The organism is Mycobacterium sp. E3339 (assembly GCF_001666915.1).
Taxonomy (GTDB): Bacteria; Actinomycetota; Actinomycetes; order Mycobacteriales; family Mycobacteriaceae; genus Mycobacterium.
Genome location: NZ_LZIZ01000081.1, coordinates 45,454 through 66,705 on the forward strand (window position 1 = coordinate 45,454; position 21,252 = coordinate 66,705).

At 69.4% G+C, this 21,252-nt stretch carries 19 protein-coding genes and 1 tRNA gene; 10 read left to right on the forward strand and 10 right to left on the reverse strand.

Features of this window, described 5'->3' with window-relative positions:
- Positions 1–110 precede the first annotated feature (110 nt).
- Positions 111–1,610 carry an amidase gene (locus A5702_RS07305; protein ID WP_068219536.1) on the reverse strand — a complete coding sequence of 500 codons (1,500 nt, stop codon included), beginning with the start codon at positions 1,608–1,610 and terminating at the stop codon, positions 111–113.
- Between the two features lie 62 nt (positions 1,611–1,672).
- On the opposite strand from A5702_RS07305, the gene recO reads away from it, so the two are divergent.
- From recO to A5702_RS07320, 3 genes are read left to right on the forward strand one after another with little or no spacing between them, the layout of a single operon-like run.
- Positions 1,673–2,467 (forward strand): DNA repair protein RecO, encoded by a 795-nt coding sequence (recO, locus tag A5702_RS07310; RefSeq protein WP_067817839.1) that lies wholly within the window; start codon positions 1,673–1,675, stop codon positions 2,465–2,467.
- A complete protein-coding gene (locus A5702_RS07315) occupies positions 2,460–3,350 on the forward strand; it encodes a decaprenyl diphosphate synthase (RefSeq protein WP_055400783.1) in 891 nt (296 codons plus the stop codon). Before recO ends, A5702_RS07315 begins: the two co-directional genes overlap by 8 nt.
- Positions 3,351–3,406: 56 nt before the next feature.
- Positions 3,407–3,835 (forward strand): hypothetical protein, encoded by a 429-nt coding sequence (locus A5702_RS07320; protein WP_068219537.1) that lies wholly within the window; start codon positions 3,407–3,409, stop codon positions 3,833–3,835.
- Between the two features lie 4 nt (positions 3,836–3,839).
- Here the strand turns inward: A5702_RS07320 and A5702_RS07325 are convergent, their stop codons facing one another.
- The 3 genes from A5702_RS07325 to A5702_RS07335 form a co-directional block, all read right to left on the reverse strand.
- Complete coding sequence (locus A5702_RS07325; protein ID WP_068219538.1) at positions 3,840–4,844, reverse strand: alpha/beta fold hydrolase; 1,005 nt, start codon at positions 4,842–4,844, stop codon at positions 3,840–3,842.
- Positions 4,845–4,971: 127 nt separating this feature from the next.
- Entirely contained in the window at positions 4,972–5,364 is a 393-nt protein-coding gene (locus tag A5702_RS07330; RefSeq protein ID WP_067817679.1) for a Fur family transcriptional regulator, read from the reverse strand.
- A 49-nt stretch (positions 5,365–5,413) separates the two neighbouring features.
- On the reverse strand, positions 5,414–5,770 hold the full coding sequence (locus A5702_RS07335; protein ID WP_231633764.1) for a metalloregulator ArsR/SmtB family transcription factor: 357 nt from the start codon (positions 5,768–5,770) through the stop codon (positions 5,414–5,416).
- A gap of 244 nt (positions 5,771–6,014) precedes the next feature.
- Between A5702_RS07335 and A5702_RS07340 the strand changes: the two genes are divergently transcribed.
- From A5702_RS07340 to A5702_RS07350, 3 genes are all read left to right on the forward strand, one after another.
- Positions 6,015–7,406, forward strand: coding sequence for a glycine--tRNA ligase (locus A5702_RS07340; RefSeq protein WP_068219539.1), 1,392 nt, complete (start codon positions 6,015–6,017; stop codon positions 7,404–7,406).
- A gap of 226 nt (positions 7,407–7,632) precedes the next feature.
- Positions 7,633–8,838 (forward strand): PPE family protein, encoded by a 1,206-nt coding sequence (locus tag A5702_RS07345; RefSeq protein WP_067817684.1) that lies wholly within the window; start codon positions 7,633–7,635, stop codon positions 8,836–8,838.
- A 258-nt stretch (positions 8,839–9,096) separates the two neighbouring features.
- On the forward strand, positions 9,097–9,357 hold the full coding sequence (locus A5702_RS07350; RefSeq protein WP_055400769.1) for a hypothetical protein: 261 nt from the start codon (positions 9,097–9,099) through the stop codon (positions 9,355–9,357).
- Between the two features lie 10 nt (positions 9,358–9,367).
- Here the strand turns inward: A5702_RS07350 and A5702_RS07355 are convergent, their stop codons facing one another.
- Positions 9,368–11,341 carry a TPM domain-containing protein gene (locus A5702_RS07355; RefSeq protein WP_068219542.1) on the reverse strand — a complete coding sequence of 658 codons (1,974 nt, stop codon included), beginning with the start codon at positions 11,339–11,341 and terminating at the stop codon, positions 9,368–9,370.
- An 89-nt stretch (positions 11,342–11,430) separates the two neighbouring features.
- On the opposite strand from A5702_RS07355, the gene A5702_RS07360 reads away from it, so the two are divergent.
- The 3 genes from A5702_RS07360 to dnaG are packed head-to-tail and all read left to right on the forward strand — an operon-like array spanning position 11,431 to position 15,353.
- Complete coding sequence (locus tag A5702_RS07360; protein ID WP_068219545.1) at positions 11,431–12,696, forward strand: deoxyguanosinetriphosphate triphosphohydrolase; 1,266 nt, start codon at positions 11,431–11,433, stop codon at positions 12,694–12,696.
- A 53-nt stretch (positions 12,697–12,749) separates the two neighbouring features.
- Positions 12,750–13,358 carry a superoxide dismutase family protein gene (locus A5702_RS07365; RefSeq protein WP_082955978.1) on the forward strand — a complete coding sequence of 203 codons (609 nt, stop codon included), beginning with the start codon at positions 12,750–12,752 and terminating at the stop codon, positions 13,356–13,358.
- Between the two features lie 30 nt (positions 13,359–13,388).
- Entirely contained in the window at positions 13,389–15,353 is a 1,965-nt protein-coding gene (gene dnaG / locus A5702_RS07370) for a DNA primase (RefSeq protein WP_067817693.1), read from the forward strand.
- Here dnaG and A5702_RS07375 read toward each other — a convergent pair.
- Entirely contained in the window at positions 15,328–15,606 is a 279-nt protein-coding gene (locus A5702_RS07375; RefSeq protein ID WP_055400761.1) for a hypothetical protein, read from the reverse strand. The genes dnaG and A5702_RS07375 overlap by 26 nt on opposite strands.
- 151 nt (positions 15,607–15,757) lie before the next feature.
- On the opposite strand from A5702_RS07375, the gene A5702_RS07380 reads away from it, so the two are divergent.
- Positions 15,758–15,830 (forward strand) — tRNA-Asn (locus A5702_RS07380).
- A gap of 43 nt (positions 15,831–15,873) precedes the next feature.
- On the opposite strand, the gene A5702_RS07385 is transcribed toward A5702_RS07380, so the two are convergent.
- From A5702_RS07385 to A5702_RS07400, 4 genes are all read right to left on the reverse strand, one after another.
- Positions 15,874–17,520 carry an NAD-dependent malic enzyme gene (locus tag A5702_RS07385; RefSeq protein WP_068219547.1) on the reverse strand — a complete coding sequence of 549 codons (1,647 nt, stop codon included), beginning with the start codon at positions 17,518–17,520 and terminating at the stop codon, positions 15,874–15,876.
- Between the two features lie 95 nt (positions 17,521–17,615).
- The gene (locus tag A5702_RS07390) at positions 17,616–19,001 is read right to left on the reverse strand and encodes an NtaA/DmoA family FMN-dependent monooxygenase (protein ID WP_068219549.1); all 1,386 of its coding nucleotides are present in this window, start codon (positions 18,999–19,001) and stop codon (positions 17,616–17,618) included.
- Positions 18,998–20,119 (reverse strand): LLM class flavin-dependent oxidoreductase, encoded by a 1,122-nt coding sequence (locus A5702_RS07395; protein ID WP_068219551.1) that lies wholly within the window; start codon positions 20,117–20,119, stop codon positions 18,998–19,000. The genes A5702_RS07390 and A5702_RS07395 overlap by 4 nt, the downstream gene beginning before the upstream one ends.
- Positions 20,116–21,237: an LLM class flavin-dependent oxidoreductase gene (locus A5702_RS07400; RefSeq protein ID WP_068219554.1), complete on the reverse strand. Its 1,122-nt coding sequence runs from the start codon at positions 21,235–21,237 to the stop codon at positions 20,116–20,118. The genes A5702_RS07395 and A5702_RS07400 overlap by 4 nt, the downstream gene beginning before the upstream one ends.
- Positions 21,238–21,252: the final 15 nt, after the last annotated feature.

Consider the following 21,252-nt stretch of genomic DNA (forward strand, 5'->3'; position numbering starts at 1 on the left):
GTCGCCACCGGCTATGCGACGGCCTCGCTGACCTCGAGCAACCCGTGGGCGCGCACCGCCCGCATCGACAAACGTCAAGTCGCGCAACCGAAGTCAACCGGGCGGTGATTTCACCGCCGCGACGGCGGTGTGCCGGCCACCGGCGGCGCCCCCATTTCGGTGTTCCACCACATCGTCGGCTGCTTGGTCGACCACCCGCACACCGCCTCCAGTTCGGCCGCGAGCGAGATCAGCATGCCCTCGCTGTTGGCCGGACCCATCAACTGCACGCCGATCGGCAATCCCTCGGAAGTGAAGCCGGCCGGCACGTTGATCGACGGCCAGCCGAGCACGTTCCACGGGAACGTCAGGGGGCACGCGGCGATCATCGCCCGATCGGTGCCAAAGCTGCTCAACCGGTCGAACGCGCGCGCCGGCGGCGGCGGCTGCGCGGTGGTCGGGGCGAGGACGACGTCGACGATGTCGAAGATGGAACCCACGCGGCGCTGGACGGCGGCCTCGTGCCGGCGCGCGGTGCGCAGGATCGCCTGACCCAGCACGTGGCCGGTGCGCAGGTTGGCCAGCGTGCGAGGGTCCCAGATCACCCCGTCGCCCAGCCGTTCCTCCCAATCCCGCAGGCCGGCTGTGGACCGGGCCAGGAAGTCCCACGACAGCCGCAGGCCGTAGTCGGGATTGCCCGGCACCACGGTGTGGCCCAGCAACTCGAGCTGCTTGGCCACCGCCCGGGTGGCGGCCAGGATCTCGGGATGCAGCTTGGGGCGGAAGCCGGTGTAGGGGAACCGGGTGGACAGGGCGATGTTCAGCGGGCCCGGGGCGATGCCGACGTAGTCGGACGCGGTGATCGGGGGCGGTTTGTGCCGGTCGCCCTCGACGTTGCCGGACGCCGCGTCGAGCACCAACGCCGCGTCGGCGACCGTGCGGGCCAGCACGCCGTTGACCGTGATGCCGTTGAACGCCTCGGGCAGCGGCCAGGTCGAGATGCGGCCGCGCTGTGGCTTGATGCCCACCAGGTGCGTCCACGCGGCGGGGATGCGGACGCTGCCGGCGCCGTCGGATCCGATCGCCGCGGTGACCAGCCCCGCGGCCACCGCCGCCGCGCTGCCCCCCGACGAACCGCCCGGGGTGTGCCGGCGCGACCAGGGATTGCGGGTATGCCCGAAGCCGGGTCCGCTGGTGAACGGCCACTGACCCAGTTCGCAGGTGTTGGTCTTGCCGACGATCACCGCGCCCGCGGCCTTCAGGCGGCGAACCACCTCGGCGTCGTGGGCGGCGGGCGCGACATATCCCTCGGTGCCGAACGCGGTCGGCACGCCAGCAACGTCGACGTCGTCCTTGACCGCGATCGGGATGCCGAGCAGCGGCGCGGTGTCGCCGGCCGCCCGCCGCCGGTCGGCCGCCGCCGCGTCGGCCAGCGCCGACTCGGTGAGCACCACGCGGAAGGCGTTCAACGCCGGCTGGCTCGCGTGGATGGCGTGCAGGGACCGGCGCACCAATGTGACGGAAGTCACGGACCGGTTGGCCAGCTGATAAAGCAGGTCAGTCAGTGTGGGCAGGCGCTGGCCACCGGGCCCGAAAACGGACCCAGGACCTGACTCGGGAGCGCCAATCACGGGGTACGAGACTAATCGGCGCGGATACCAGCATTGTCGCGGTGGGGTGCAAAACTATGGTGATGCGGCTGTATCGAGACCGGGCTGTGGTGTTGCGCCAGCACAAGCTCGGCGAGGCCGACCGGATCGTCACCCTGTTGACCCGCGATCACGGGCTGGTTCGGGCGGTGGCCAAGGGCGTGCGTCGCACCCGCAGCAAATTCGGCGCGCGGCTGGAGCCGTTCGCGCACATCGACGCGCAACTGCATCCCGGCCGCAATCTCGACATCGTCACCCAGGTGGTCTCGATCGACGCGTTCGCCACCGACATCGTCCGCGACTACGGCCGCTACACCTGTGGGTGCGCGATGCTGGAAACCGCCGAACGCCTCGCGGGGGAGGAACGGGCCCCCGCCCCGGCCCTGCACCGGCTCACGGTGAGCGCGTTACGGGCGGTGGCCGACGGCCGGCGGTCCCGGGACCTGCTGCTGGACGCCTATCTGCTGCGCGCCATGGGCATCGCCGGCTGGGCTCCGGCGCTGACCGAGTGCGCCCGGTGCGCCACCCCGGGGCCGCATCGGGCGTTTCATGTCGGCGCCGGGGGCAGCGTCTGCGCCCACTGCCGCCCGGCCGGTTCGACGACACCGCCGCCGGGCGTGCTGGATCTGATGTCCGCGTTGCACGACGGCGATTGGGACTTCGCCGAGCAGACCCCGCAATCGCACCGCAGCTACGTCAGCGGCCTGGTCGCCGCGCACCTGCAATGGCATCTGGAGCGGCAGCTCAAAACGCTGCCACTGGTGGAACGGACCTATCACGTCGACCGCGCCGTCGCCGAACGGCGCGCTGCGGTGATGGAGCAGTTGGACTGTGGCTAAAGCTGAGCGCAAGCTCAAGTCGACCGACTTCCCGCAACTGCCCCCGGCGCCCGACGATTACCCGGTCTTCCCCGAAAAGTCGACTTGGCCGGTGGTGTTCCCCGAGTTGCCGCCGTCTGAAGGCGGCGGCCCGAGCCGGCCACCACAGCACACCTCGAAGGCGGCCGCACCCCGGATCCCGGCGGATCGATTGCCCAATCATGTGGCGATCGTGATGGACGGCAACGGCCGCTGGGCTACCCAACGTGGATTGACCCGTACCGACGGCCATAAGGCGGGCGAGGCGGTCGTCATTGACATCGTTTGTGGTGCAATAGAAATCGGAATCAAGTGGCTCAGCCTCTACGCCTTCTCGACCGAAAACTGGAAGCGTTCCCCCGAGGAAGTGCGCTTCCTCATGGGCTTCAACCGTGACGTGGTGCGCATGCGCCGGGTGAATCTCAAGACCATCGGGGTGAAGATCCGCTGGGTGGGCTCGCGTCCACGGCTGTGGCGCAGCGTGATCAACGAGTTGGCGATCGCGGAAGAGATGACGAAGGACAACGACGTCATCACCGTCAACTATTGCGTCAACTACGGGGGTCGCGCCGAAATCGCTGAAGCCGCAAAAGAAATCGCACGCTTGGCCGCCGCCGGCCGGCTGAATCCGGAGCGCATCACCGAGGCGACGGTGGCAGCGCACCTGCAGCGGCCCGACATCCCGGACGTGGACCTCTTCCTGCGAAGCTCGGGGGAGCAGCGGTCCAGCAATTTCATGCTGTGGCAGGCCGCGTACGCCGAATTCATCTTTCAGGACAAGCTGTGGCCGGACTACGACCGCCGCGACTTGTGGGCCGCCTGCGAGGAATACGCCTCGCGCAACAGGAGATTCGGGAGCGCTTAGTGGGGACCGGAAGCGCGGCGGAGCCGGGCGCAGCGGGTCCTCACGGGGAGGATGCTATGCCGTCACTGCAGGAGAGGCTGGCGTCGGCGCTCGCCGAGGTGCTACCGGTCGACGAGGAAGCCGACGGGGCGCTGACGGTGCGCCACGCCGGGACCATCGCGTCGCTGCGGGTGGTGAACATCGCCGAAGACCTCGACCTGGTGTCGCTCACCCAGGTCTTGGCGTGGGATCTGCCGCTGACCAAGAAGATCAGCGACCAGGTCGTCAAGCAGGCCCGCGACAGCAACTTCGGCAGCGTCACGCTCGTCGAGAAAGTCAATGACAAGGCCGTGCAACGCAATTCGGGCAAGGGCGCGGCCAAAAGCGCGGACGTGATACTGCGCTACAACTTCCCCGGCGCCGGCCTGACCGACGACGCCCTGCGCACCCTGATCCTGTTGGTGCTGGATTCCGGCGCCGGTGTCCGCAGCGCGCTGACGGGTTAGGGCTCTAGGACACCGCAGATTCGATCGCGCCGACGACTTCCGTACGGGGGACAACGTCGTCGCGACCTCCGGTGCGCAGCAGCGACTGCATCAGGTCCAGGTTGTAGTCGGCCGGTCGGGTCGAGTCGACGAATCGTTCGACGACCTCGACGAAGCGATCCGGATGGTCGTGGAACGGCATGTGTCCGGAGCCCTCGAAGATTTCCATCCGCGAACCGGCGATCGCCACGTGGGCCGTCCGGGCGTGGTCCACCGGGATGATCACGTCGTCTTCTCCCCAAATGATCTGCACCGGAACGTCTTGCATGAGATAGCTGCGGTCCAGCATGGTGACGTATTGACCGCGCGCGTCGACTACCGACCGCAGGGTGCGCGCGAACGCCGCCAGCCCGGCGGGGTCCGTGAAACCCTCGAGCATTTCCACGACGTCGGCAGCGTCGCGCCCGAACCTGGTGGAACCCAGCACGGTCCGCACGGCGCGGCCGAAGCCCCGCAGCGCGGGCAGCACGCCCGGCGCGCGCAGCACGCCCAGCGCCTCGGCGCCCAGCGGCATCGCCGCCAACCGCAACGCCGGGCTCACGTCCTTCGAGACGCCACCGGCGCTCACCAGCACGATGCGTTCGACCAACTCCGGGTACTGGTAGGCGAACTGCATGGCCACCCCGCCACCGAACGAATGCCCGACGAGGGTGACCCGGTCGATCCCAAGCACGGCGAGGAGGTCGCGCATGCCGTTGGCGAAGGCCGGCAAGGAGTAGTCGGCGTGGGGTTTGTCGGACTCGCCGTGACCCAGCAGGTCCGGCGCGATGACCGTGAACCGCTGAGCAAGCTTGGCGTGCACGGGTTCCCATGATTTCGAGTTGCAGCCGACGCCGTGGATGAGCAGCAGGGCCGGTCCGGACCCCGCGACCCGGAAGGCCCGGCGGTAGCCGTGGATCGTCCGGAACTGCAGTGCCGGGGGCTCGATCTCGCGTACCGGTCGCAGGTGGGACACCGTGTCCTTGCGCATCGTGTGCTCACTTCCCTTGAGATGTCGTCTCGGCCCGGGGGCCACTCATGGGTAGGAGCACGCGGCGCACGCGTGGTGGACAATTTTTTTGAAACGTTTTCCGGGGCCGGATTCGGCTCGGGTCAGCCTAGGCCCCGCACTGCGAACACGTGCCGAATATTTCGATGGTGTGGCTGACGTCGGAGTAGCCGTGTTTGGCGGCGACCTGCGCCGCCCACGCCTCGACCTCGTGGTCGCCGACCTCGATGGTGGACCCGCAGCTGCGGCAGACCAGGTGGTGATGATGGTGCTCGGAGCACCTGCGGTACACCGACTCGCCGGTATCGGTGCGCAGCGTGTCGACCATTCCCGCCGCCGCCATCGACTGCAGCGTCCGGTAGACGGTGGTCAGCCCGATGTTCTCGCCGCGGCGGCGCAACTCGTCGTGCAACTCTTGCGCCGAGCGGAAGTCGTCGAGGGTGTCCATCAAGGTGGAAATCGCGGCCCGCTGACGGGTCGACCGGACGCTTGCGCCCGTCATTGGCGCCGCTCCTCGGCTTCACGTCGTTCTGCATCGTCGCCGGCGCGCGTCACGCGGTGTCCTCGCCGGCGTGCGCAACGGCGTCCACGACGATGTGCGCCAGGTGGTGGTCGGCCAGCCGGTACAGCACCTCGCGGCCCGAGCGCTCCCCGGCGACCACCCCGGCGGCCTTGAGGATCTTCAGATGCTGGCTGACCAGCGGCTGCGGCACGCCCAGCGCGTCGACCAGCTCGTGCACGCAGCGGTGCGACTCCCGCAGCTGCAGCACGATGGCGATCCGCACCGGCGCGGCCAGCGCGCGCAGCAGCTCGCCGGCGGCGGCCAGGATTTCCCGTGGCGGCGGGACCGGGTAGTCGGCCAGGGCGCCGGGACCGGCGTCGCCGTGCTCGTGGGCCACCACGCTCATGGCCGATCCCAGCTCGTCGGCGCGATCGGGATGCAGGGGGACGTCGCCATGGGAGAGAGTCATCACCTCGAAAAGTGCCAGGTAGTCGGGGACGGCCCGCGGTGAGGAAACGCGATCGACCGACCTCCACTGTCACATGCATGATGACGCATGTCAAAGACCGCGGCGCCGATCGTTACCATGACTGTTGCTCTGTGCGCGGCGGTCTGCTCCCCGCGCGTAACCGCCCAAACCCGGAAAGGGAGTGCACCGCCCCGTGGCGTCCGTCATCGACACCGTAGTCAACCTGGCCAAACGGCGCGGCTTCGTCTTTCCCTCGGGCGAGATCTACGGCGGCACCCGGTCGGCGTGGGACTACGGCCCGCTGGGAGTGGAGCTCAAGGAGAACATCAAGCGGCAGTGGTGGCGCGCGGTGGTCACCGGCCGCGACGACGTGGTGGGGATCGATTCGTCGATCATCCTGCCGCGCCAGGTGTGGGTGGCCTCCGGCCACGTCGAGGTCTTCCACGACCCCCTGGTCGAGTCGCTGATCACCCACAAGCGCTACCGCGCCGACCACCTCATCGAGGCGTACGAGGCCAAGCACGGGCACCCGCCGCCCAACGGGCTGGCCGACATCCGCGACCCGGACACCGGCGAGCCCGGCCAATGGACGGAGCCGCGCGAGTTCAACATGATGCTCAAGACCTACCTCGGCCCGATCGAGACCGAGGAGGGGCTGCATTACCTGCGCCCGGAGACCGCGCAGGGCATCTTCGTCAACTTTGCCAACGTGGTGACGACGGCCCGCAAGAAGCCGCCGTTCGGTATCGGCCAGATCGGCAAGAGTTTTCGCAACGAGATCACACCGGGCAACTTCATTTTCCGGACCCGCGAGTTCGAGCAGATGGAAATGGAGTTCTTCGTGGAGCCGTCGACCGCGAAGGAATGGCACCAATATTGGATCGACACCCGCCACCAGTGGTACGTCGATCTCGGTATCGATCCGCAAAATCTGCGACTCTTCGAACATCCGGCGGACAAGCTTTCGCACTACTCCGACCGCACCGTCGACATCGAGTACAAGTTCGGCTTCGCCGGCAACCCGTGGGGTGAGCTGGAAGGCGTGGCCAACCGAACCGACTTCGACTTATCCACGCACGCAACGCATTCCGGCGCCGACCTGTCGTACTACGACCAGGTCACCGACACGCGCTACATCCCGTACGTCATCGAACCCGCGGCCGGCCTCACCCGGTCGTTCATGGCGTTTCTGATCGACGCCTACACCGAGGACCAGGCCCCCAACGCCAAGGGCGCGATGGAGAAGCGCACGCTGCTCCGGTTGGACCCGCGGCTGGCGCCAGTCAAGGCCGCGGTGCTGCCGCTGTCCCGGCACGCCGACCTGAGCCCGAAGGCCCGCGACCTTGCCGCCGAATTGCGCAAATACTGGAACATCGATTTCGACGACGCCGGCGCGATCGGCCGGCGCTACCGCCGCCAGGACGAGGTGGGGACGCCGTTCTGCGTGACGGTCGACTTCGATTCGCTGGAAGACAACGCCGTCACGGTGCGCCAGCGCGACGACATGACCCAGGAACGGGTGGCGATGAACGCCGTGTCCGATTATCTGGCCGCGCGGCTCAAGGGCTGCTGACCACCCGGTTGGCGCATTCCGGAGGCCCGTGGGGTCCATCGGCGCGGGCGGCGGTGCGGCCGCCGCGCCGACGTATTAAACGTTTGATAAAAAACCGTTGCTGGGCGGCCTATTGGCTTTAGGCTCGTTAAACGAATGTTTTGCTCACGTGTCTAGTCGCTCGGGGGTGGGTGTCGGTTCGTGTGGGTGTAGGAGCCGTTGACTCGGTCGGTGAGTTGGGGATGTGATGATTCCAGCTTTTCTGTTATTCCCCCCCGAGATCAACTCTGCGCTGATGTATGGCGGCGCGGGCCCCAGCACGTTGTTGACGGCGGCCGCGGCCTGGGACGCCCTGGGCGCGGATTTGTCGGCGGCCGCCGCGTCCTTTGAGTCCGTGGTGACAACACTGGCCGCTGGCCCGTGGATGGGCCCGTCGTCCATGGCGATGGTGGCGGCGGCCACGCCCTATCTGCAGTGGTTGATTTCGGCGGCGGGGCAGGCCGAGATCTCGGCCGTGCAGGCGCGGCTGGCGGCGTCGTCGTATGAGGCGGCGTTCCTGGCGACGGTGCCCCCTCCGGCCGTGCTGGAGAACCGCATCCGGTTGCTCACCCTGATCGCGACGAACATCTTGGGGCAGAACACCCCGGCGATTGCGGCGACCGAACTCGAGTACATGGAGATGTGGGCCCAGGACGTGGCCGCCATGGTGGGCTACCACGTCAGCGCGCAGACGGTGGCGACGACGCTGCCGGCGTTCAGCGTCCCGCCGGCCGGCCTGAGCGGCTTGGCGGGGCTGATCACGGCGCCGCTGGAGATCGTGTCCCAGCTGCTGGGCGGGGTCGGCGGCGCTTTCATTTCGCAGCTGCAGTCGGTGCTGGGCGTGTTCTCGCCCTTACTGTCGTCGGTGACGTCGCTGCTGACATCGATGCCGGTGACGACGATGACCACGGTGGCGCAGATCGGGATGTACCCGGCCAGCGCCCTGATGTCGCCCATGATGGCGCTGGCCCACGGCGTCGCGCCGGCGGCCGCACCGGCGATGGCCGGTGTCACCACCGTCGCCGCCACGGGAGGCGCGCAGGCTACGGCGGCCGGCGCCCACAGCCTGCAGACGCTGGGCGGGCTGGGCGTGGCGACGGCCGGGTTGGGCACCGCGCGGTTCGTGGGGGCGATCACGGTGCCGCCGACCTGGCAGGGGTCGATGCCGGTGCCGGCGGTGCTGACGAGCCTGGCGGTGCCGGCGCTCGGCGGCCAGCTGCCGACCCCCTTCGCGGCGGGGGCCACCGGGGGATCGTCCGCGTCCGGCAGCGGTACGACGCCGGCGATGCCCATGGCGATGGACGGGCGGGGGACCGAGGACGGCAAGACCGATGCGAGGGGCCGCCGCGGCGGCGAGAACCCGCACGTGGTCCAGGCGCGGCCCAAAGTGGTGCCGCGGGGGAGGCGCGGGTAGGGCCAGCCCGACCCGCGCGCGGTCGGCGTGGCCGTTTCGTCGCAGTTCCGGCCCGCGTCGTGGCCGTCCGCTTTGCGAAAAGCAAATCCCCGTTTTTGGGGTATTTGTCTGAAGTTTGGCTTACGATGTGGCTGCTTGGTGTTAATTGGTTCGGCCACAGCATCCGAAGATTCGGCTGTGGAAGGGGGCAACATGCTTTTGCCTCTTAGTCCGCCGTTACCCGACGACTCGGTGTCGGCGGTTAGGGGTGAGTCGGGGATGCTCGGTGGCCTGTCGGTTCCTCTCAATTGGGGTGTGGCCGTGCCGCCGGACGACTACGACCACTGGGCCCCGAAGCCGGAAGTGAGCGAGGACGCCGCCGAAGCCCCCGTCGACGCCACGGCCCCCGCCGCCGTCGTCGCGGACGCCAGTCAATTCACCGAGTGGACCGAATGGAAGCGGTGGGAAGGCGAAGCCGAACCCCGCATCAACATGCCGCGCAGCGGAGGCGTAATACCGCATTCACCGGCCGCCGGCTGACCGCGAGCGCTCAGAATCGCCCGCCGCCACCCATCAAGCCGCCGCCGGACGAGCCGCCGAAAGACGTCGGGCTCCAGCCGCCGAATCCACCCCGCATCCCGCCGCTGAGCACGTTGCCGATGATGATGCCGCCCAGCATCGCGCCGATGTCGCTGCTCCCGCCGCGGGTGTAGGCGCGCTGAGCGGATTGGACATCGGCATTGGCCAGCGTCTGCGCCTGGGCGGCCAGCGTCGACGCCGCGTTGGCGTGGGCGATCGCTTCGGTCGGGTTCGTCGCCCTCTTGTCCCGCGCGGCGTGCAGGTGCCGGTCGGCTTCGGCGAGCCGGGTGCGAGCCTCGGGGCCGATGCTGCCCCGGCGCGTGTCGATGTAATCGGACACCGCCCGCACCCGGGACTCGGCTGTGAACAACGCCTGCTCGATCGACCGCTGCAGCTGCTCGGCACTGGCCCGCTCCTGGGCCAACGTGACCAGCAGCTCGCCGAGGTCGGCATCGGCCTTGGTCAACTGGGCGAATGCGCCGAGCGGGTCGGTGGCGGCCCCGGCGCGGGCCCCGTCGACGGCGCGGGCGGCCGCATCGCGCGCCGTCAGCAGATCGCCGGTGTGAGCGGTGGTCTGCCCCTTCTGCAGCAGCTCGCCCGCGCGCTGGATGTCCGCCTGAATGTCGGCCATGGCCGACGGCAGGCGGTCGATCGCGTGCTGGATGTCGGTCGCCGCGTTGTCCACCGAGTCGAGCAAGGCGCGCGCCTGCCCGAGCGCGGACTCGGCGGCGCGGACCGCATCGACCAAGCCGGCCTGGCGGCCGCCGACGGCTTCGGCGGCCAACTCCCGGGCGGTGCCGATGTTGCGGTCGGCGAACGCCAGCCGCTCCTTGGCGGCCGTCACATTGCCGGACACCGAAGTCAGTGCGGCCGCGTCGAATTGGCCGTGCAACTCGGCCAGCCGCTGTTCTGACGGGCCGATGCGGGTGGTGAGCTCCACGTAGGCCTGCGTGAGCCCGTCGAGCCGCGATCCGGCGTTGATCACCAGGTCGCGCAGGTTCTCGAACGCCTCGGTCTGCGATTCCAGTTCGCGGTCGGCGCGCGCCGCCGACACGACCACCCGGGTGAGCAATTCGCGACGCTGCCCGGGTGTCTCGGGCGTGCTGTCGTCCAGCTGTTGTCGCACCGTGAACGCTTGGGACAGAGCGGCTTTGGCGTTGCCCAGGGCCTGGGTGAACGGTTGGGTTCGCTCCTCACCGAACTCGGCGACGGCCAGGTCGAGCTCGTTCGAGCTGGTTCGCACGGCATTGTCGACGTCCACCACCAGCGCGCGGGACAGATCGTCAAGGGCCTCCAGCGGCACGCCCGCCAGCGCTTGGGAGTCGGTGGGGTCGACCCGTCGGGCCGCGACCAGGGCGGCCGCGCGTCGCCGCCGGCGGCGATAGCGCATCACCAACAGCAGGGCCGCCAGCGCGCCGACAATGAGCGCCAGCGTCACCAGCAGGACCACCCGGCCCGACGAGCCCGGCGACCTGTTGAGCCCGTTGGCCGCGGCAACCGCGGCGCCGCTCCAGTCGCCGTTGTGCAAGGCCGGTTCGATCTTGTTGCCCCGCAAGTCATCGACCTGGCGGGCGCTGACGCTCTTGACGGTGGTCGGCACCAGGAAGGCGTATGCCCGGCTGGTGGTGGCGACGGCCAGCAGGGCGTCGTAGTCGCCCAGATCGCTCGAGCGCATCGTGGCCTGCGCCCAGCTCACCGGGTCCTGGCCGGAGAACGTGTCGACGTAGACCACCCACAGCCGGACGTGCCGATCCGTGTACAGCCTGCCGACGGCCGACGTCACCGCCGAGCGGCCGGAGTCCGAGAGCACGCCCGCGTTGTCGGTGACGTAGTCGGCCAACCGGAACGGGGGCTGCGCGCCGGCCGCGGGCGCGACCAGCAGCCCCCCGCCCAACGCGATCGCGAGGATCGTCGCGACCACGCATAGCGGGCGGGCAGTGCGCATGACGCCAATTTAGCCCGGCGGGGATACGGGCAAATAGCCGTGCGGCGCAGCGATCCCCCGCCCGGCATTCCCTGGCAGACTGTGCGTCGGTGACCACGAATCGGCAAGACCCTTACGACGACTTCGACCGGCAACGGCGGGTAGGCGAGGCGCCGAAGACTGCGGGTCTGCCGGGTACCGAAGGCCAACATCGCACCGACTTCGCCCGGGACCGGGCCCGCGTGTTGCATAGCGCCGCACTGCGCCGGCTGGCCGACAAGACCCAGGTTGTGGGTCCCCGGGAAGGCGACACCCCGCGCACCCGGCTGACGCACTCGCTGGAGGTCGCGCAGATCGGGCGGGGGATGGCGGTCGGGTTGGGCTGCGACCTCGACCTGGTCGAGCTGGCCGGCCTGGCCCACGACATCGGCCATCCGCCCTACGGGCACAACGGCGAGCGCGCCCTGGACGAGTTCGCCGCCGACTACGGCGGCTTCGAGGGAAACGCGCAAAACTTCCGAATCCTGACCAGTCTCGAGCCCAAAGTGCTTGACGGGCAAGGCAATAGCGCCGGGCTGAACCTGACCCGTGCGTCCCTGGACGCGGTCACCAAGTATCCGTGGCCGAGAGGTGATGGGCGACGCAAGTTCGGGTTCTACGACGAGGACCGCGAGCCGGCGGCCTGGGTTCGCGCCCGCGCGCCGGAGGGCCGGATGTGCCTGGAAGCGCAGGTGATGGACTGGGCCGACGATATCGCCTACTCGGTTCACGACGTCGAGGACGGCGTCGTCTCGCAGCGCATCGATCTGCGCGTGCTCGCCGACGACGACGAGGCGGCCGCGCTGGCCAAGTTGGGCGAGAGCGAATTCTCCCGGGTCAGCGCCGACGACTTCATGGCGGCGGCGGAGCGGCTCTCGGCCCTGCCGGTGGTCGCCGCCGTCGGCAAGTACGACGCGACGCTGGCGGCGTCGGTGGCGTTGAAGCGACTCACCAGCGAACTGGTGGGCAGATTCGCCTCGGCCGCCATCGCTACCACCCGCGCGGCGGCCGGTCCCGGTCCGCTGGTGCGCTACCGGGCCGACCTGCTGGTGCCCGACCTGGTGCGCGCGGAGGTCGCCCTGCTGAAAATCCTTGCGCTGCAATTCATCATGTCCGATCCGCGGCACCTCGACACCCAAGCCAGGCAGCGCGAACGGATCCACCGGGTGGCGCGGTCGCTGTACTCGGGGGCGCCACGGACGCTCGATCCCGTCTTCGCCGCGGCGTTCATCACCGCGGCCGACGACCGCGCCCGGCTGCGGGTCATCGTCGACCAGATCGCCTCCTACACCGAGGGTCGGCTGGAACGAATCGACGCGGGCCGGGCGGCCGGTTAGCGGCGCGTCATCCCGCGACGGTGTCGTCGCCGTCGCGGGATAGGCTGCCCGGCATGACCAAATTCCGCGGTATCGCCACCCTCGCGGTGGGGCTTCCCGTCGTCGCCATCACCGCCTGTAGCTCACCTCAGCACGCGAGCAACCAGCCCGGCACCACCCCTCCGGTGAAGAGCGCCGCACCGTCGTCGTCGGGCGAGACGACGACACCCGCGCCCAACGGCGAATCGCTCAGTGCGCAATTGAAGACGCCGGACGGGCGGACCGCCGCCACGGCGACGTTCGACTTCACCGGCGGGTACGTCACCGTCACCGTCAAGACGGTCGCCGGCGGCATCCTGACGCCCGGATTCCACGGCCTGCACGTCCACGAGATCGGCAAGTGCGAGCCCAATTCCGTCGCCCCGACGGGCGGCCCGCCCGGAAACTTCCTGTCCGCCGGCGGTCACTACCAGGCCCCCGGGCACACCGGCAAGCCGGAAAGCGGCGACCTGACCTCGCTGGAGGTGCGGTCGGACGGTTCGGCCTACCTGGTCACCACCACCGACGCGTTCAACCGGGACGAGTTGCTGGGCGGTAACAAGACGGCCCTGATGCTGCACGGCGCCGAGAACACCGACAACGCGATGGAACGGGTGGCATGCGGGGTCATCGGAACCGGTTAGCCGGCCCGGTCGGCGCTCTAGACTGAGCCGATGTCCAGCCCGGCAGGTTCGTGGGGGCGCGCCCCGCGCGCGGATGACGACGCCCGGCCCAGGGGCCGGGGCCGGATCCCCGATCGGGACATCGCCGCCATCCGCGAGCGGGTCCGCATCGAGGAAGTGGTGGGCGATTACGTCCAATTGCGGCGCGCCGGCGCCGATTCGCTCAAGGGCCTGTGCCCGTTTCACGACGAGAAGTCGCCGTCGTTTCACGTCCGCCCCAACCATGGCCACTTCCATTGCTTCGGCTGCGGCGAAGGCGGCGACGTCTACGCGTTCATTCAGAAGATCGAGCACGTCAGCTTCGTCGAGGCCGTCGAGCTGCTCGCCGACCGGATCGGCCACACCATCAGCTACACCGGCCCGGCGACCAGCGTGCAACGCGATCGCGGGAGCCGCAGCCGGCTTGTCGCGGCCAACGCGGCCGCCGCCGAGTTCTACGCCGCGGCCCTGGAATCCGGCGAGGCCGCGCCGGCCCGGCAGTACCTGACCGAACGCAACTTCGATGCCGAGGCGGCCCGCCGTTTCGGCTGCGGCTTCGCGCCGTCCGGATGGGACTCGCTGACGAAACACTTGGTACGCAAGGGTTTTGAGTTCAAGGAGCTGGAAGCGGCCGGGTTGTCGCGGCAGGGGCGGCGCGGCCCGATCGACCGCTTTCACCGGCGGCTGCTGTGGCCCATCCGCACCGCGGCCGGCGAGGTCATCGGGTTCGGCGCCCGCCGGCTGTTCGACGACGACCCGATGGAAGCCAAGTACATCAACACGCCCGAGACGCTGCTGTACAAGAAGTCGTCGGTGATGTTCGGCATCGATCTGGCCAAACGCGACATCGCCAAGGGCCATCAGGCGGTCGTGGTCGAGGGCTACACCGACGTGATGGCGATGCATCTCGCCGGGGTCACCACCGCCGTGGCGTCGTGCGGCACCGCGTTCGGCGACGAGCATCTGGGCATGCTGCGCCGGCTGATGATGGACGACAGCTTCTTTCGCGGCGAGCTGATCTACGTGTTCGACGGTGATGCGGCCGGGCGCGCGGCCGCGCTCAAGGCCTTCGGCGGCGAGCAGAACCTGGCGGGGCAGTCGTTCGTCGCGGTGGCGCCGGACGGCATGGACCCCTGCGACCTGCGGCTGAAATCCGGCGACGGCGCGCTGCGCGACCTGGTGGCCCGGCGCACCCCCCTGTTCGAGTTCGCGATACGCACCGCGATCGCCGAGATGGACCTGGACAGCGCCGAGGGCCGGGTCGCGGCGCTGCGCCGCTGCGTGCCGATGGTCGGCCAGATCAAAGACCCCACGCTGCGCGACGAGTACGCCCGCCAGCTCGCCGGCTGGGTCGGCTGGGACGACGTGGCCCAGGTCATCGGGCGAGTGCGCGAGGAGGCCAAGAAACCCCGAGTCTCGGCGGACCTCCGCGGGACTGGGCGGGTTTCTGGCCCCGCGGCCGCGGCCCAACCCGCCGCGACGCGCCCGGACCCGCGGGACCCGACCCTGTGGCCGCAGCGCGAGGCGCTCAAGTCGGCGCTGCAGTACCCGGCCCTGGCCGGGCCGGTGTTCGACACGCTGACGGTCGAAAGCTTCACCCACCCCGGTTACGCCGCGGTGCGCGGGGCGATCGAGGCCGCGGGCGGCACGTCGAGCGGCGTCACCGGGGCGCAGTGGATCGACGCGGTGCGCCAGCGGGCCACCTCGGAGCTGACCGCGGGGCTGATCAGCGAGCTGGGGGTGGAGGCCGTCGCGGTCGACGACGAAAAGCTGCCGCGCTACATCGCCGGCGTGCTGGCCCGCCTGCAGGAGGTGTGGATGGGCCGCCAGATCGCCGAGGTGAAGTCCAAGCTGCAGCGCATGTCGCCGATCGACCAGGGCGACGAGTACCACGCGCTATTCGGTGACCTGGTGGCGATGGAGGCCTACCGGCGCAGCCTGCTCGAGCAGGCTAGCGGCGACGATCTGACGATGTGAGGGCCTCGTCGGCCGGTCGCTGGGCGTCGCGCTCCAAGATGGCCGTTTGGTCGTCGAGCTCGGCGACGGTGACGAACCCGGCGTCCGGGGAGATCCGGTTCGCGATCTTGCGGCGACCCCCTTCGATCACCGACTTGGCCACCGGGCTGCTGGTCAGCGCGCGATACGTGCCGACGAGCTGCTCGTATCGGCGACGCCCGGCCTTCGAGCCCAGCACGTACCCCAGTCCAAGCACCACGACATACCGGATCAAAACGTTCCTCCCGACTAGCGACCGTTCCATCCTGCCTCACCCGGCCGGGTGCGTGCGCGCCCGATCGGCTTAGTTCAGCGGCCAGAGGCGCCTCCCGTCCAGTTGGGTGCGGTAATGCCAGTACGCTAGAGTCGTCCCGCGATTGTGTTGATCCCCTGTAGCTCAATTGGCAGAGCGTTCGGCTGTTAACCGATAGGTTCCTGGTTCGAGTCCAGGCGGGGGAGCAAGTTGTCGGCATCGAGCCGGTATTACAGCCTCGACGAGCCGCTAGTCGTAGACCGGAGTCCATACAGCGTCCAGGACGGCCTGGCGGGCGTCGGCGTGCGTGCGGGTGGCCACCCCGTCGTCCACGGCCGCGTGATACACGGCCTCGGCGACCGCGGTCGAGATGGCCCGCAGGTCCTTGACGTCCGGCAGCAGGGAATCTCCGAGTGACGACGGATTAGCTTGTCGCACAACGGCTTTGGCGGCCGCCTGCAGCATGCGCTTGGTCAGCAGCCGCGCCCCGGCGACGATGATGCCCAGCCCGATTCCCGGGAACACGAGCACGTTGTTGGCCTGGCCGATCGTGTAGGCGATGCCATCGAATTCGACCGGCGCGACGGGGGTGCCGGTGGTGATCAGCGCCTTGCCGTCGGACCATTGCAGCAGGTCGGCCGGCATGGCCTCCATCCGCGAGGTCGGGTTGGACAGCGGGAAGATCATCGGGCGCTCGCAGGAAGCGGCCATGGCCTGCACGACCTTCTCGGTGAAGGCGCCGAACGCGGTCGAAGCGCCCAGCAGCACGGTGGGGGAGGCCAGCTTGATCGTGTCCACCAAGCCCACCCGGTCCTCGGCGCCGATGCCCAACCGGCTGCGGTTCTTGGCGTAGGGCGCCTGGAAATCGCGCAGGTCCGCCATGTCGTCGAACAGCAGGCCCTGCCGGTCGATCGGCCAGATCTGCGCGGCGGCCTGCTCGGGGGTGGCGCCGTCGGACACCATCGCATCGCGGATCTGGTCGGCCACCCCGATCCCGGCGGTCCCGGCCCCGAAGACAACCACCCGTTGGTCGCGCATCGGCACACCGGTGAGATGGCAGCCGCCATACACCGCCGCGACGACCACCGCGCCGGTGCCCTGGATGTCGTCGTTGAACACGCAGTACTTCTCGCCGTAGGCGTGCAGGAGCCGGCGGGCGTTCAGCGGCCCGAAGTCCTCGAAGTGCAGGATCGCCTTCGGGAACAGACGGTGCGCGGTCTCGATGTAGCGGTCGACGAAGTCGTCGTATTCCTGGCCGCGCCGCCGGGCATGCCGGTTGCCCAGGTAGAACGGATCCTGAAGCAGTTGTTCGTTATTGGTGCCGACGTCGAGGGAGACCGCGATGCAGCGGCGCGGGTCGATGCCGCCGCCGGCGGTGTACAACGCCAGCTTGCCCACCGCGATCTGGATGCCACCCACGCCCCAGTCGCCGATGCCCAGGATCGCTTCCGCGTCGGTGCATACGATCAGGTCGACGTCGTCGGGTTCCAGCCCGAAAGTCGCGAAGGCCGTCTCGATTTCGTCGGGCTCGTCGATGCTCAGGAAGAGCCCCCGCTGTCCGCGGTATTCGTCGGAGAACCGCTGAATGGCCTCGCCGACCGTGGGCGTGTAGACCACCGGCATCAGTTCGGGCAGATGGTCCTCGAGCACCCTGTAGTAGAGCAGTTCGTGGCGGTAATGCAACTGCTCCAGCAGCAGGTTGCGTCCCAGATCGGTTGCCAGGCTTTGCAATTGACGCCAAACCCGGTCGGCCTGTTGGTCGAGCGTGAGCACCGCGGACGGGAGGCGCCCGGTCAAACCCAGCCGCCGCCTCTGCTCGTGCGTGAAGCCCACCCCCCGGTTCAGGCTGGGCGCGGCCAGTGCGGGCGGAATCCGCGGTGCGTGGGCGTCGCTCATCGCAATCTCCGTCCGTGGCGTGGCGCGTTAGGCCAACCGTAGCGTCGATCGCGGTGAACGCATCTCGAAGAACGTTGGAAGTCGCGCCGGTGCTGTCAGTCGCCGACCGCGACACCGGTGCTTCGGCCCGACCACCCGGAGACCGGCCTCAAACCCAGATGTTCCCGCAGCGTCGCGCCGCGGTATTCGGTGCGGAAGCTGCCGCGCTCCTGCAACAACGGCACCACTTTGTCGACGAACTCGTCGAGGCCGCGTGGCGTCAGGTGCGGCACCAGGATGAACCCGTCGCAGGCATCCTCCTGCACATGCCGATCGATCTCGTCGGCGACTTGCGCCGGCGTCCCGACGAACTGCTGACGGCTCGTCACCTCGATGATCAGCTGGCGGATCGACAGGTTCTCGGCCCGCGCGCGGGCCCGCCACGCGGCGGCGAGCGCCTTCGGGTCGCCGTGGCGGACGCGGCCCCGGGTGATGTGCGGATTCTCGACGGGGTCGGTGTCGGGCAGCGGCCCGTCGGGATCGTAGCCGGACAGGTCGACGCCCCAGACCTGCTCCAGGAACGCGATCGCGGTCGGGCCGCTCACCTGTTGCTCGCGGATGTGACGGGCGTGGTCCTCCGCCTCTTGCGGGGTGTCGCCGAGCGCGAACGTCGCACCCGGCAGGACCTTGAGTTGGTCGGGGTCGCGCCCATGGGCGGCGGCGCGGCTCTTCACGTCGGCGTAATACCGCTGTCCGGCCTCGAGCGATCCGTGCAACGTGAACAGGGCATCGGCATGCCGGGCGCCGAAATCGCGGCCATCGCTGGAATCGCCGGCCTGCAGCAGCACCGGATGGCCCTGAGGGCCGGCGGGCAGCGACGGCACGCCGCGGATGTCGAACTGTGCACCGTGGTGTTCGACGGTGTGGATCCGGGCGGGATCGGCATAGACGCCCGCGTCGACGTCGGCGAGCACGGCATCGGGTGCCCAGCCGTCCCAGAATCTCCGTGCGACGGTGATGAATTCCTCGGCCCGCTTGTACCGATCGGCGTGGTCGAGGAACCCGCCGCGCCGAAAGTTCTCTCCGGTGAATGCGTCGGACGAAGTGACCATGTTCCAGGCCGCCCGGCCGTCGGAGAGGTGGTCCAGCGTGGCGAATTGCCTTGCCACTTCGTAAGGTTCGTTGAACGTGGTGTTGATGGTTCCGGCCAGGCCCAGCCGTTCGGTGACCGCGGCGAGCGCGGCCAGGACCGTGAACGTGTCGGGCCTGCCCACCACGTCGAGGTCGTGAATCCTGCCGCGATGTTCGCGCAGCCGCAGGCCCTCGGCCAGGAAGAAGAAGTCGAACAGCCCTCGCTCCGCGGTCCTGGCGAGGTGTACGAACGATTCGAACGCGATCTGGCTGCCGGCGTCGGGGTCGGACCACACGGTGGTGTTGTTGACCCCGGGGAAGTGCGCGCCGAGAATTATCTGCTTGCGGCGCTTGACAGTTCGTGCGCTCATCCGGTCAGGCCCCAGCGCTTGGCGATCAGCTCGTGCGAGCGCAGCCGGTCGGCGTGCCGGTGCGTGACCGACGTGATCACTAGTTCGTCGGCGCCGGTCACCCTACGCAGCAGCTCCAGCCGATCGGCGACCTCGTCCGGATTGCCGACGAATTGCGTTGCGGTGCGGTCGGCCACCAGTCCGAGTTCGTCGTCGGTGAGGGGTTCGCAGAGGTCGGGATCGGGGTAGGGGATGGCGCCCTGCCCGCTTCGGATGGAGTAGACCCAGTGCCCATAGCTTGACGCGAGGTGACGCGCGGTGGCGCTGTCCTCGGCGACGACGACGTCGGCGGAGACCACCACGTACGGCTCGGCCAGCCGGGCGGACGGCCGGAACGCGTCGCGGTAGGCGGCGATCGCGCCGAGCGCGGTGCCCGGGGTGATGTGGTAGCTCGCCACGAACGGCAGCCCGCGCGCGCCGGCGACCTCCGCGCTCTGCCCGCGGGTGCTGCCGAAGATCCACGGCGTCAGTTGCCCGTGTTCGCCTGGGACGGCGTGCAATTCGTGGCCGTCGACGGTGTAGGTGCCGTCGAGTAGCGCTTCGATGGCGTCGATCTGCTCGGCGAAGTCGGCGGCTTGCGCGCAGGGCTGGGCGAGCACCGAGGCCTGTGCCCGCATCCGGTCGCTCTTCATCAGCGCAGTCGGGTCGAACGGCGCGGGGATGACGATGCCGTCGACGTCTCGCCACGGCGGGGGCGCAGACGAGGTTGTCGGCTCCGGCGATGCGACGGCCTCCCGGCGCCGCTGCCCGGATCGGCCCAGGCCCATGTCGATGCGGCCGGGATAGAGCGCGTCGAGCACGCCGAAGCTTTCGACCACGGCGATCGGCGTGGTGTGGCCGATCTGCACCGCCGCGGACCCCACCCGGATGCGGTCGGTGGCGGCTGCGATCTGGCCGATCAGCACGGCCGGCGCCGAGCTGGCCACCGCGACGAAGTGATGCTCGGCGAGCCAGTAGCGCTGGTAACCCCATCGTTCGGCGTGCTGGGCGAGGTCGATGGTGTTGCGCAGCGCCGTCGCCGCGTCGCACCCGGCGCTGATCGGGGACAGGTCGAGGATGGAGAGCGGGGTGACGGTCATCGCGCCACCGCCGCATAGCGGTTGGGCGCGGGAGCCAATTCGAGGCGGTCGCGCAGCGTTTCGCCGTCGCGGTAGCCGGTGCGGAACACCCCGGCGCGCTGCAGCAATGGCACGAGTTCGTCGGCGATCGCGGGCAGGTCGATCGCGTTGACCGCGGGCCGTAGCCTTATCCCGTCGACTCCCGTGTCGTGCCAGGCAAGCAACAGTTCGGCCAAATCGCTTGCGCTGCCGGCGAACACGTGTGTGTCGGAGGAGATGGCCGCCGGGGGTGTCAGGGGGTGCTCGACCAGCGAGACGACCAGGTCGGCGTACACCTTCAGCGTCCGGCCGGCGGCGCGTTGCGCTTCGGTGACGTCACGCAGGATCGCGCGCAGGGAGTCGCGGTCGCGCGGGGTGACCGCGACGATGTCGGCACTGGTGGCGGCGAACTCATAGACCCGCGGCGCGTGCGCCAGCGCCAGCACTACCGGCTGGCCCTGCGGTGGCCGCGGGGTGATGGACGGGCCCCTGACCGAGAAGTGTTCGCCGGCGAAGTCGATGTAGTGCAACTTGTCCCGGTCGATGTAGCGCCCGGTGGCCGCGTCACGGATGACCGCGTCGTCCTCCCAGCTGTCCCAGAGCCGCCGCGCCACCTCCACGGCGTCGGCGGCCTCGTCGAAGAGCTCCTCGGTCTGCATGCCGGACCGCCGCCCGACGAGCGCGGCCTCGTGCGCGGTCGCGCTGATCCGCACCTGCCAGCCCGCCCGGCCGTGCGAAATGTGGTCGAGTGTCGCAATCGCTTTCGACACGTGGAAGGGTTCGGTGTGGGTCACCGTCGCGACCGGCACCAGGCCGATGTGAGTGGTGACCGGCGCGATGCGCGCGGCCACCAGCACGGCGTCCGCGCGGCCCGCCAGCCGCCGCGGCGATATCTCGGGCCGCCGGCCCGGCTGAACGTCGAATGAGTCGTCGATGGTCAGGAAATCGAGCAGGCCCCGCTCCGCGACGGCGGCCAGGGCGGCCCAGTACCGGCCGCCGAGGTGTTCGCCCACGGCCGCGCGGTGTGCGAACGCGTATCGCCACGCGTGCGGATGCCAGCCGTAGCCGTCCAGCCCAATGGCCAGGTGCAGCTCGGTCATCGCGCGCCTTCCGAT